Here is a 12,910-nt window from a genome sequence, read left to right on the forward strand (position 1 = left end):
AATATCTGGGGAACAAATAAAACGTCCCAGATTGCGCCTTGTCTTACAGGGGGGGCGGGGGGTAAACCCGACACCAGCTACTTATCTAAAGGCCCAGGGATGTCACAGCTTGTCACTATCTTCGGCGGTTCCGGCTTTGTCGGACGCTATATCGCGCGGCGCATGGCGAAAGAGGGTTGGCGTGTCCGCGTCGCGGTGCGCAACGTCAACGAGGCGATGTTTGTCCGCCCGTACGGTGTGGTGGGTCAGGTTGAACCGGTTTTCTGCAATATCCGTGATGATGCCAGCGTTGCAGCGGTGACCGAGGGTGCCGATGCTGTGGTCAACTGCGTGGGTGTGCTCGACGAGGTTGGCAAGAACACATTCACGGCCGTGCAGGCCGAAGGTGCCGGGCGCATCGCCCGCATCGCTGCGGCACATGGTGTGGCGCGGATGGTGCATATCTCTGCGATTGGCGCGAACGCCGAGGCGGCAAGCGAATATTCCAAGACCAAAGCTGCAGGCGAGGCGTCAGTACTGGAGCATATGCCGAACGCCGTCATCCTGCGTCCGTCGATCGTATTCGGTGCCGAGGACCAGTTCTTTAACCGCTTCGCTGGAATGTCCCGTTTAGGGCCAGTCTTGCCTGTGATCGGTGCCGAGACCAAGTTCCAGCCCGTCTATGTGGATGATGTTGCAGCTGCTGCGGTCAAAGGCGTTCTGGGGCAAGCCGAAGGCGGTGTTTATGAGCTGGGCGGGCCCGATGTGCATAGCTTCCGTGAGCTGATGCAACTGATGCTGCGTATCATCCGCCGCCGCCGTTTGATCATCAATACGCCGTTCTGGATGGCGCGGATCATGGCAACTGTTTTTGGCATTGTGCGTGCTGTGTCGCTGGGTTTGATCAAGGGGCCTGTGACGAAGGATCAGGTTATCAATCTGGGCGTGGATAATATCGTATCCGGGGATGCCAAAGGGTTTGCCGCTCTGGGTTTGCAGCCAACCGCGATGGAGGCCGTGCTGCCTGATTACCTTTGGCGGTTCCGTCCGTCGGGGCAGTATGACGCGATCAAGGAATCCGCGAAGAACCTGAAAGCCTAGGTATAGGCGATCCAGAGCAGCACCACGCCAACCGCGATCCGGTAGATCACGTAAGGTGTGAAGCTGACGGTTCTGAGCAGGCGCATCATGAGCGTCAGTGCAAACAGTGCCGCCGCGAATGACAGTACGACGACTAGCCCGATATCGCGCCATGCGCCGATGTTGCCTGATCCGACCACATCGAGGCTGAGCAAGGCCGCAGAGGCAATGATTGTCGGGATCGACATCAACATCGCAAGGCGCGCGGCATCTGTACGTGTATAGCCCAGCATCCGTCCTGCGGTGATCGTAATGCCGGAACGCGATGTGCCGGGGATCAGGGCAACCGCCTGCCAGAGCCCCATTTTCAGGGCGTCTTTCAATGACCAACTGGTGGCTGTCTTTTCCTCTACGCCTTTCTGGTCGGCCCAATAAAGCACGATCCCGAAGATGATCATGGCCCAGCCGATCACGGCGAGACCGCGCATCGCGTCAGAGAGCCCTGTTACCTTGAGGATCAGGCCTACGATGATCACGGGAATTGTTGCGATGATCAGGCAAAGGGCAAGAAACGCGCCTTGGGTGTCGATCTTGCCGCGCAGCAGGCGCAGGGTGCCGCCGAGGGCCAGTTTCACGTCGGACCGGAAATAGAGCATGACCGCGCAGAGTGTACCGACATGGGCCGCGACATCGATGACCTGTCCCTGATCGGGCATGCCTGTCAGTAATGGCAGCAGGATCAGGTGACCGGATGATGACACGGGCAGGAACTCGGTGATCCCTTGGACGATCGCGATGATGAGCAGGTGGAGTGTTGTCATTGATCCGGCTTTTGATTCGTCTTGTCCAACCTATAACCTGCATGAATCTTGGGGAAAGAGGGGATATAGGTAACATACCGGACCTAATTTTAACCTTTTGACCTTGATCTTTCGTGCGCTGCGACAAATTTTCTTCGATATAGGTCAGTAGTACTGCCTTTTCATTTGGTTTGGACCGTTTTAAAAGGCGTCTCGCTCTGGAATACGGGAGGGTAGCTTATGGCTGGCCAAAAGATGTTGAAGTTTACACAGGTCTCGCGCGAGATGCCGGAAAAGCGTCCGCCGAACTTACGCAAGGAAGACTTTGGCGAGATTTACGCCGAGTATGCGCGTGAGAAGGCCGCTGAACAGGCGAGCCGTTGCAGCCAATGTGGCGTGCCTTATTGCCAGACCCATTGTCCGTTGCACAACAATATCCCCGACTGGCTGCGTTTGACAGCCGAGGGGCGTTTGCAGGAAGCCTATGAAATTTCGCAGGTCACCAACACGTTCCCCGAAATTTGTGGCCGTATCTGCCCGCAGGACCGTCTTTGCGAAGGGAACTGTGTCATCGAACAATCCGGCCATGGCACTGTCACGATCGGGTCGGTCGAAAAGTACATCACCGACACTGCATTCGAAGAAGGCTGGGTGCAGCCGATCCGCCCCCATGCCGAGCGCAGTGAGAGTGTTGGCATTATTGGTGCAGGCCCCGGTGGTTTGGCGGCTGCCGACATGCTGCGCCGTCAGGGCGTGCAGGTCACAGTCTATGACCGCTATGATCGCGGGGGCGGTTTGCTCACCTACGGTATTCCCGGCTTCAAGCTTGAGAAAGATATCGTCATGCAGCGCATGGCCCAGCTTGAAGACGGCGGCGTGCAGTTTGTGCTGAATTGTAACGTGGGTGAGGATTTGTCCTTTGATGCGATCCGCGGCAAGCATGACGCGGTTCTGATCGCAACAGGTGTCTATAAAACACGTGATCTGCCGGATTCCGGTGCAGACGGGATTGTTGACGCGATTGATTATCTGACCGCAAGCAACCGTAAAAGCTTTGGCGATGATGTGCCCGAGTTCGACAGTGGTGAATTGAACGCCGAGGGCAAGCGCATTGTCGTGATCGGCGGCGGTGATACCGCGATGGACTGTGTCCGCACAGCGATCCGTCAGGGTGCCGAAAGCGTGAAGTGTTTGTACCGCCGTGACCGTGCCAACATGCCTGGATCACAGCGCGAAGTGCAGAACGCCGAAGAAGAAGGTGTCGAGTTTGTCTGGCTTGCTGCCCCCAATGGTTTCGAGGGCGATCCAGTCACAGGTGTGAAGGTGCAAAAGATGCGTCTTGGCGCGCCTGATGCGACGGGGCGCCAAGCGCCCGAGTTGATCGAAGGGTCGGACTATGTCGAGGGTGCGGATATCGTGATCAAGGCGCTGGGCTTTGAACCCGAAGATCTCCCGAAGTTGTGGGGCGTCGATGGGCTGGAAGTAACCCGTTGGGGCACTGTGAAAGCGGACTTCAACACCGGCGCGACAAGCCTTGATGGTGTTTTTGCCGCCGGTGACATCGTGCGCGGTGCGTCGCTTGTTGTTTGGGCTATTCGCGACGGCCGTGACGCGGCGACCGCAATGCTGGAGTATCTGGGGCAAGCAGCCACTGTTGCTGCCGAATAGGCCGTACAAGCCGCGTACATACGGACGTCTTACACGCGATTTAGGTAGGTCACATCTGCTGACCTGGAGGGTAAAGAAATGATGAAACCGATGATCATTCTGACTGCTTTGGTTGTGGCCGCTCCGGCCACGGCCCAGCAGAGCTTTGCCGCGCCAGAGGGGTGTGAAGCCGTGCTGACCGTCCAGAACAAGGGTTGCGTCATGACCAATGTCTGGCAATGCGCCGCCGATGAGCCGGGTGATCAATGGATCGCGCTGCTGACGCAGGCGGGTGTCTTCAGCGTGCAAAAGGTTGACGCCGAATTCCAGTGGGTCGAGGCCTATAAGGTCACAGGAAACGAGCGTCTGATCACGCCTGCCGAGGACCCTGCGTCGCTGACCACGCTTTTCGAGACCCAGATTGATACGTGGGATTTCACGCTGGAAACCGATGAGGGCACCGAGCGGAACGTGGGTTTTGACATGCTGACCGGCGAAACCACCGAGATTGACGGGGAGGTCCTGCTCAATACCGAGTTTCAGGGGCGGACAATTGATGGCGACGGCAATATCATCGACGCAAGCAGTGGCCGCCAGTATGTCAGCGAAGAGCACCGATTGTTCTTTTTCGGTGAAACCTGGTCCGACGATACTCCTGATCAGGTGATTGATATGTCACCGGTCGAGTTCATCTATCCGGGTGAACCGGGGTTCTTTGCGGATATGCCTCTATACGAATGCAACGTTATAGAATCAGGGTTCCGCCCATGAGACTTGCGTGCGCCCTGATCCTTTTGGCCGGCCCTGCTGCTGCGCAAGACACATTCGCCCTGCCGGGTGGGTGCGAAGCCTTTGTGACTGTGCAAAGCGAGAGCTGTCAGGTGGATCACCACTTTATCTGTCTGAACGATCCTAAGGGGCACAAGCGCCGTGTCAGCCTTGATGAGCAGGGCATGACTTATACAGGCGTCACCGATGCAGAGGCGCAGTGGATCAGCAGTTTTCATGTCCTCAGCGGGCATAGGGAAGTATTGGAAAGCGCACCGGTTGATCCTGCATCCTTCAGCGAACTGATCGCGACAGATCTTGATACTTTTGATTTTCGCACCCTGTCCGACGAGATCGGCGAAACCCGCTATGTGGGCCGCGATACGTTGACCGGCCGCCAGATCACTATTGATGGCGTGACACTGGATGAGACCACCTACGACATCACCGCCTATGACGGGGCGGGCAATGAGGTATGGGCGGCCCAGGGCCGTGAATTTATCAACCGCGATTGGCGTATGTTTCTGGCCGGAACCGGCACGGTAACGACATCGGACGGAACTTATGAGCGGTCCAATCGCCCCGTTGAATTTATCTTCCCCGGCGAGCCCGGGTTCCTGAGCGCCAGCCCGAAGCACGGGTGTGGGGTGGCGATCTCATGAATCTGCCGCGCTTCATTATTCTAGTCGCCGGACTGTGGCCGACCGCGGCGTTGACCGACGAATATTCGGACATGCGCGCGTCTTGTGATCCTGTTGTAACGGCGCTTTTTGACGATTGCATCGTTCAGAATTTCTATCGCTGCGCATCTGGTGGCACATACGCCGAAACGCTTGTCACCTCGGAGGTGCGGTCCGCCATGCTCGTCGGTCCTGACTATGAGTTGATTTATCAACGGGATGTCGCAACTGGCACTGGGCTGGAGTATGTGATCGATGCAAATGATGCATTTTCACTGACCGATCTTTTGAGACGCGGTGAGGAACGTGTAAGCATCGTGGTCCGGAATTCACTGGTCCCGGGCCTTGAAATGGACTCAGAATTGCTGACCAGTGTTCGGCTTTACGACGATCACCAACCTTTCTCGGTGGGAAATTTTAGCATCGCCGCTTTCCATCAAAATATTCTGATGCCGGACCATTATCGGATGATTGAAAGCCAGGGCATCTACTTGATCGATCCTGTAACCCGCATTCTTGTCATTGCAGAATCTGCGACGCGGTTTCGCGACTTTGCTTCCAACGATGACTTCGACTGGCAGCGCTCTGCGAATGTAATCGATATCGTCGGTCCGGATTCACCCTATTTCATGTCTCAGACTCCGGAAGAAACTTGCAGATTGCTGTTGTCTTCCTTCGTCCCTTCAACTGCCCAGAAACTGGAGAATAACCATGACAACCTATGACAAAACCTGGGTCGCCGCCGAAGAGGCCAAGCGTCAGTGGATGGCCGAGAATGGCCTGTATAAGGCGGACGATGAACATGCTTCTTGTGGTGTGGGCCTTGTGGTGTCGATTGATGGCACCCCGTCGCGTGATGTTGTGGAAAAGGGCATCAATGCGCTGAAGGCAGTCTGGCACCGTGGTGCTGTTGATGCCGACGGAAAGACAGGGGATGGCGCGGGTATTCACGTGCAGATCCCTGTGCCCTTCTTTAACGACCAGATCCGCCGGACCGGCCATGAACCAATCGACGACAAGCTGATTGCTGTGGGTCAGGTGTTTCTGCCGCGCACCGATTTTGCCGCCCAGGAACGCTGCCGCACGATTGTGGAGTCCGAAGTGCTGCGCATGGGCCACTATATCTATGGCTGGCGCCATGTGCCGGTGAACACCGAAGTGCTGGGTGACAAGGCCAATGCGACACGCCCCGAGATCGAGCAGATTCTGATCCGTAACGAAAAGGGGCTGGACGAAGAGGCGTTCGAGCGCGAGCTTTACATCATACGCCGCCGGATCGAGAAGGCGGCGACTGCTGCTGCGATCAATGGTATGTATGTCTGTTCGCTGTCGTGCCGGTCGCTGATCTACAAGGGTATGATGCTGGCCGAGCAGGTGGCCGAGTTCTACCCTGACCTGATGGATGCGCGGTTCGAGAGTGCTTTTGCGATCTATCACCAGCGCTATTCCACCAACACATTCCCGCAGTGGTCGCTGGCCCAGCCGTTCCGCATGTTGGCCCATAACGGCGAGATCAACACGCTGAAAGGCAATGTCAACTGGATGAAGAGCCATGAAATCCGCATGGCGTCCAATGCATTCGGCGACAAGGCCGGTGACATCAAGCCAATCATCCCGTCGGGTGCGTCGGATAGTGCCGCCTTGGACTCCGTATTCGAGGTTCTGGTGCGTGCGGGCCGCAATGCGCCGATGGCAAAGACCATGATGGTACCCGAGGCGTGGTCGCAGCAGGCCGTGGAAATGCCACAGGCGTGGCAGGATATGTATGGCTATTGCAACGCCGTGATGGAGCCATGGGATGGGCCTGCCGCCCTTGCGATGACAGACGGGCGTTGGGTTTGCGGCGGTCTGGACCGCAATGGTCTGCGTCCGCTGCGTTATGTGGTGACAGGTGACGGTCTGCTGGTGGCAGGTTCCGAAGTGGGCATGGTGCCTGTGGATGAAGCCACAGTTGTCGAAAAAGGCGCGCTTGGTCCGGGGCAGATGATCGCCGTGGATATGCAAGAGGGTCGCTTGTACCACGACAAGGAATTGAAGGACAAACTAGCCGCCGCCCAGCCCTTTGGTGACTGGGTCGAGAAAGTCGTCGATCTGAACGACATCATGCGGGATGTGCCGGAAAACGCGATCTTTGAGGGGGCTGACCTGCGCAAGCGTCAGGTTGCTGCCGGTTACAGCATCGAAGAGCTGGAACAGGTGCTCGCGCCCATGGCCGAGGACGGCAAGGAAATGATCGCGTCCATGGGGGATGATACGCCCTCTGCGGTCCTGTCCAAGACCTATCGCCCGTTGTCGCATTTCTTCCGGCAGAACTTTAGCCAGGTCACGAACCCGCCAATCGACAGTTTGCGCGAAAGCCGTGTGATGTCGCTGAAAACGCGGTTCGGGAACCTGAAAAACGTGCTGGACGAGGATTCTTCGCAAACCGAGATCTTGTTGCTGGCCAGTCCGTTTGTCGCCAACGCCGAGTTCGAGCAGATGATGAAGCAGTTTGGCGACAGCGTTGCTGTGATCGACTGTGTCTTCGAGCCGGGTGCGGGATCTCTGAATGCAGGTCTGCAACGTATCCGCGCCGAGGCCGAAGACGCCGTGCGTTCAGGTGCGGGCCATATCGTGCTGACCGATCAGAACCAGTCCGAAGATCTGGTGCCGATGCCGATGATCCTTGCGACCTCTGCGGTCCATTCAGGTCTGACATCGAAAGGCCTGCGGACCTTCTGTTCGATCAACGTGCGCTCGGCCGAGTGTATTGATCCGCATTACTTTGCGGTGCTGATCGGCTGTGGCGCCACGACTGTGAACGCGTATCTCGCACAGGATTCCATCGCGGACCGTGTGCGTCGCGGCCTGATTGAGGGCACATTGACCGAAGCCATCGCGCGCTATCGTGCGGCCATTGATGCGGGTCTTCTCAAGATCATGTCGAAGATGGGGATTTCGGTTCTGTCGTCCTATCGCGGTGGTCTGAACTTTGAGGCTGTGGGTCTGTCCCGTGCGATGGTTGCGGAATACTTCCCCGGGATGCACAGCCGGATTTCCGGCATTGGTACATCCGGTATCCAGACCAAGCTGGAAGAAGTACATGCAAAGGGCTGGAAAGGCGGCAGTGATGTTCTGCCGATCGGGGGTTTCTACAAGGCCCGCCGGTCCGGTGAAAAGCACGCATGGGAAGCGCAAACGATGCATATGTTGCAGGCGGCCTGTAACAAGGCGAGCTATGCTTTGTGGCAGCAGTTCTCGAAATCCATGCAGTCGAACCCGCCGATCCATTTGCGTGATTTGCTGGCGATCAAACCTTTGGGTGCGCCGATCCCGATTGAAGAGGTCGAAAGCATTACCGCGATCCGCAAGCGTTTCGTCACACCCGGCATGTCTTTGGGTGCGCTCAGCCCCGAAGCACATAAAACGCTGAACGTGGCGATGAACCGGATTGGCGCAAAGTCCGACAGTGGTGAGGGTGGCGAAGATCCGGCACACTTCAACCCCGAACCCAATGGCGATAACCCCTCTGCGAAGATCAAGCAGGTGGCGTCAGGCCGTTTTGGTGTAACCGCCGAATATCTGAACGCCTGTGAAGAGCTTGAGATCAAGGTCGCGCAAGGTGCCAAGCCTGGTGAGGGTGGCCAGTTGCCGGGTATGAAGGTCACCGACCTGATTGCGCGCCTACGCCATTCGACCAAGGGTGTGACCCTGATTTCACCGCCGCCGCACCACGATATCTATTCCATCGAGGACCTTGCGCAGCTGATCTACGACCTCAAGCAGATCAACCCGCGCTGTAAGGTAACCGTCAAGCTGGTGTCGTCGTCCGGTGTCGGTACGATTGCCGCGGGCGTGGCCAAGGCCAAGGCCGATGTGATCCTGATTTCGGGTCACAATGGCGGCACAGGTGCGTCGCCCGGTACGTCGATCAAATACGCAGGCCTGCCATGGGAAATGGGTCTGACCGAGGCGCATCAGGTACTTGCCATGAACAACCTGCGTGAGCGGATCACCCTGCGCACGGATGGTGGTTTGCGCACAGGGCGTGACATTGTCATGGCGGCGATGATGGGGGCCGAGGAATACGGCATCGGCACCGCTGCGCTGATTGCGATGGGCTGTATCATGGTCCGTCAGTGCCAGTCGAACACATGCCCCGTTGGTGTGTGTACCCAAGACGAAGCCTTGCGCGAGAAGTTCACCGGCAATGCCGATAAGGTTGTCAACCTGATCACCTTCTATGCCACCGAGGTGCGTGAAATCCTTGCCTCGATTGGTGCGCGGTCCTTGGACGATGTGATTGGCCGTGCCGATCTGTTGACCCAAGTGTCGCGCGGCTCGGCGCACCTGGATGATCTGGACTTGAACCCGCTGTTGATCACCGTCGATGGGGCCAACAAGATCACCTATGACCGCAACAAGCCGCGTAATCCTGTCGATGATACGCTGGATGCACAGATTGTGAAGGACGCCGCGCGCTTCCTGAATGATGGCGAGAAGATGCAGCTGGACTATGCGGTGCAGAACACGCTGCGGACGATCGGCACACGCACATCCAGCCACATCGTGCAGCAGTTCGGGATGCGCAACGCGTTGCAGCCGGATCACCTGACGGTGAAATTGCGCGGCTCTGCGGGCCAGTCGCTGGGGGCGTTTGCCGCTCCGGGCCTCAAGCTTGAGGTGTCGGGTGATGCCAACGACTATGTGGGCAAAGGTCTGTCGGGGGGGACAATCGTGATCCGTCCGCCCATGGTCAGCCCGCTGGTGGCGTCGGACAACACGATTATTGGCAATACCGTGCTTTACGGTGCGACGGCGGGGTATCTTTTCGCCGCCGGTCGCGCGGGCGAGCGCTTTGCGGTGCGCAACTCGGGTGCCCATGTGGTGATTGAAGGCTGCGGCACAAACGGGTGTGAATATATGACCGGTGGTGTGGCTGTGATCCTTGGCACGATTGGTGCGAACTTCGGGGCGGGCATGACCGGTGGTATGGCCTATCTTTATGACCCCAAGGGCGAGGCCGCAGAGTTGATCAACATGGAAACACTGGTGACGAACCCTGTGACGGTCGATCACTGGGAGACCCAGTTGAAAGGCCTGATCGAACGTCATGCCGCGGAAACAGGCAGCCGCAAGGCCGCTGATATCCTGCAGCATTGGGACCTTGAGAAAGCCAATTTCCTGCAGGTCTGCCCCAAAGAGATGCTGGTGCATTTGCCTGCACCGCTGAGCATCGAGGACGCGGCAATCCCTGCGGAATAAATACCACGCCCCCGCGCTGAAAATCGCGCGGGGGCGCTGCACCTTCTTGACCGCTTCACACCGCCTATGGCTTATGGGTCGGATGGCAGAACCGAGCACAGCTAGAAAGCGAACGGCGCAAAAGCCGGCACCCAAAAAGAAACCTGCGAGGAAGACCGAAAAGCTGGGGCTTGTAGCCCGCGTGCGGCGGTTTATCCGCAGGACGGTTTTTTGGGGTGCTGTAGCTGTCTTTTCTTTCGCCCTGCTTTGGACGCTGCTTTACGCGTTTATCAATCCGCCCACGACACCCTATATGCGCGCAGAGGCCCACCGTTTGGTGACGATTGAACGGGAATGGGTGGATATCGAAGATATCGCCCCTGTCATGGCGCGGTCCGTGGTTGCCGCGGAAGACGCGAATTTCTGCCTGCACTGGGGCCTGGATGTCAACGCGATCCAGGATGCGGTGGAACGCGGGCGCGGCGGGGCCTCGACCATTTCACAGCAGGTCGTGAAAAACGTCTTTCTCTGGCATGGACGCAGCTGGTCGCGCAAAGCCATCGAGGCGCTCTGGACGCCCTTGACCGAGGCGATCTGGTCCAAGCGCCGGATTGTCGAGCTTTACCTGAATGTGGCCGAATTTGATGAAGGTGTGTTTGGCGTGCAGGCTGCGGCGCGGCATTATTTCGGTGTGGATGCGGCCGATCTGACGCCAACACAGGCGGCGCGCCTTGCGGCGATCCTACCTGCGCCCAAGACCCGTTCGGCCAGCAACCCCAGCACATTTACGCGCGAACGCACGCGCGCGATCATGAGCGGGGCTGCAACGATTGCGGCGGACGGGCGCGCGGAATGCTTTGAAAACTGACCCAGCCATTGAACAGAGGCGCAGCTTGCGGCATTGAAGGGCGAGTTATTGTTGTGAGCCACGCATGAATACCCTGTACCATTATCCGTTGTCCCCGTTTTCACGCAAAGTCCGCCTGTGTCTGGGCGAAAAGAAGATCGAAGTTGCTTTGGTCGAAGAACGCTATTGGGAAAAAGATCCGGATTTCTTGCGCCGCAATCCGGCGGGCAAGGTTCCTGTGCTGAAAATGGACGGGCGCATGATGTCGGACAGCGTGGCGATCTGCGAGTATATCGAAGAGACGCACCCGACGCCTGCGTTGTTGCCCAAAGGGGCCGATGCCCGCTGCGAGGTCCGGCGTCTGGTGGGGTGGTTTGATGACAAGTTCTATCAAGAGGTCACGACAAAGCTGACCGGTGAGCGTGTCTACCGCAAGATCATGGGCACGGGCTATCCGGACAGCACGAATGTGAAAGCCGGCGCGAAGGCGATCAAATACCATTTGGATTATATGGCGCGCCTGCTGGACGAACGCCGCTGGCTTGCGGGGAACGAGATGACGATGGCGGATTTTGCCGCTGCGGCACAGCTGTCGTGTCTGGATTATACCAGTGATGTGGACTGGAACCGGCATGAGGTGCTGAAGGACTGGTATGCCAAGATCAAGTCCCGCCCTGCGTTCCGGTCTATTCTGGCGGATGAGGTGCCGGGGTTCCAGCCTGCGGCGCATTATGCTGATCTGGACTTCTAGGGGCTCTGCCCCGTCCCGGACGATGTCCGGGACTCCCCGGGATATTTTCGGGCCAATAATAACGGGCATGCTGCGGGGTGCGCTGCTTTGCAAGAAACGGGTGATCTGAAACAGCGTTTGATCGGCTTTGCGCAGGAGGCGGGTTTTGCCGCTGTTGGTGTGTGCCGGCCTGATGCTGTGCCGGAATTGCCCGAACGGTTGCAGGCATTTGTTGCGGCCGGGATGCACGGGCAGATGGGCTGGATGGCCGAGCGGATGGCATGGCGTGCGGACCCGACAGCGCTTTGGCCTGCGGCGCGGTCGGTGATCATGCTGGCCGAACCCTATACGCCCGCGCATGATCCTTTGGCGGTGTTGGAGGAACGTGACCGTGCGGCGATCAGTGTTTATGCGCAGAACCGTGATTATCATGACGTGGTCAAGAAGCGGCTGAAACGCGTCGGGCGATGGCTGATCGAGGCGGTGCCGGAGGCGGAGATCAAGGTCTTTGTGGATACCGCCCCTGTGATGGAGAAACCGCTCGCGCAGGCGGCCGGACTGGGGTGGCAGGGCAAGCATACCAATCTGTTGTCCCGTGATCTGGGCAACTGGTTCTTTCTGGGCGCGATCTTTACCACGGTGGATCTGGCAAGCGATGTGGCAGAGACGAGCCATTGCGGATCCTGCACCGCCTGTCTGGATATCTGTCCGACGGGGGCGTTTCCGGCCCCTTACCGTCTGGATGCGCGGCGGTGTATTTCCTATCTGACAATTGAGCATAAGGGGCCGGTGGACGCCGCGTTGCGCCCGCTGATGGGCAACCGGATTTATGGTTGTGATGATTGTCTGGCGGTTTGTCCGTGGAACAAATTTGCCCATGAGGGGCGGGACGCAAAGCTTGCGGCGCGGGATGAATTGATTTCACCACCATTGGCAGATTTGGCGGGTTTGGATGATGCGGGCTTTCGTGCGCTGTTTTCGGGATCACCGATCAAGCGGATCGGCCGTGACCGTTTTGTGCGTAATGTGGCCTATGCGATTGGCAATTCCGGTGATCAGACGTTGATCGCGACCGTTTCACCTTTGGTTGACGATCTTGATGCGGCAGTGGCCGATGCGGCGCGCTGGGCTATCTCACGTTTGAAGGAGGACTGAT

General features: G+C 57.9%; 10 protein-coding genes. 9 read left to right on the forward strand and 1 reads right to left on the reverse strand.

Going from position 1 to position 12,910, the window contains the following annotated elements:
- The first annotated feature begins 99 nt into the window (after positions 1-99).
- Entirely contained in the window at positions 100-1,080 is a 981-nt protein-coding gene (locus tag B0B09_RS13545) for a complex I NDUFA9 subunit family protein (RefSeq protein WP_076660499.1), read from the forward strand.
- Here the strand turns inward: B0B09_RS13545 and B0B09_RS13550 are convergent.
- Positions 1,077-1,880 carry an undecaprenyl-diphosphate phosphatase gene (locus tag B0B09_RS13550; RefSeq protein WP_076660500.1) on the reverse strand — a complete coding sequence of 268 codons (804 nt, stop codon included), beginning with the start codon at positions 1,878-1,880 and terminating at the stop codon, positions 1,077-1,079. The two genes, B0B09_RS13545 and B0B09_RS13550, sit on opposite strands and share 4 nt — an antisense overlap.
- Before the next feature lie 219 nt (positions 1,881-2,099).
- Between B0B09_RS13550 and B0B09_RS13555 the strand changes: the two genes are divergently transcribed.
- The 8 genes from B0B09_RS13555 to queG all read left to right on the forward strand — a co-directional run bounded on the left by B0B09_RS13555 (position 2,100) and on the right by queG (position 12,909).
- A complete protein-coding gene (locus tag B0B09_RS13555; protein ID WP_076660501.1) occupies positions 2,100-3,527 on the forward strand; it encodes an NAD(P)-dependent oxidoreductase in 1,428 nt (475 codons plus the stop codon).
- Positions 3,528-3,605: 78 nt separating this feature from the next.
- Positions 3,606-4,277, forward strand: coding sequence for a hypothetical protein (locus tag B0B09_RS13560; protein ID WP_076660502.1), 672 nt, complete (start codon positions 3,606-3,608; stop codon positions 4,275-4,277).
- Positions 4,274-4,936: a hypothetical protein gene (locus tag B0B09_RS13565; protein WP_084190847.1), complete on the forward strand. Its 663-nt coding sequence runs from the start codon at positions 4,274-4,276 to the stop codon at positions 4,934-4,936. Before B0B09_RS13560 ends, B0B09_RS13565 begins: the two co-directional genes overlap by 4 nt.
- Positions 4,933-5,679: a hypothetical protein gene (locus B0B09_RS13570; protein WP_055296750.1), complete on the forward strand. Its 747-nt coding sequence runs from the start codon at positions 4,933-4,935 to the stop codon at positions 5,677-5,679. Before B0B09_RS13565 ends, B0B09_RS13570 begins: the two co-directional genes overlap by 4 nt.
- The gene (gene gltB / locus B0B09_RS13575; protein WP_076660503.1) at positions 5,666-10,198 is read left to right on the forward strand and encodes a glutamate synthase large subunit; all 4,533 of its coding nucleotides are present in this window, start codon (positions 5,666-5,668) and stop codon (positions 10,196-10,198) included. Before B0B09_RS13570 ends, gltB begins: the two co-directional genes overlap by 14 nt.
- Before the next feature lie 82 nt (positions 10,199-10,280).
- Positions 10,281-11,045, forward strand: coding sequence for a monofunctional biosynthetic peptidoglycan transglycosylase (mtgA, locus tag B0B09_RS13580; protein WP_084190864.1), 765 nt, complete (start codon positions 10,281-10,283; stop codon positions 11,043-11,045).
- A gap of 64 nt (positions 11,046-11,109) precedes the next feature.
- The gene (gene fzlA / locus B0B09_RS13585) at positions 11,110-11,775 is read left to right on the forward strand and encodes an FtsZ-binding protein FzlA (protein ID WP_055296755.1); all 666 of its coding nucleotides are present in this window, start codon (positions 11,110-11,112) and stop codon (positions 11,773-11,775) included.
- Between the two features lie 87 nt (positions 11,776-11,862).
- Positions 11,863-12,909 (forward strand): tRNA epoxyqueuosine(34) reductase QueG, encoded by a 1,047-nt coding sequence (gene queG, locus B0B09_RS13590; RefSeq protein WP_375342224.1) that lies wholly within the window; start codon positions 11,863-11,865, stop codon positions 12,907-12,909.
- Position 12,910: the final 1 nt, after the last annotated feature.

This window comes from Yoonia rosea (assembly GCF_900156505.1).
Lineage (GTDB): Bacteria > Pseudomonadota > Alphaproteobacteria > Rhodobacterales > Rhodobacteraceae > Yoonia > Yoonia rosea.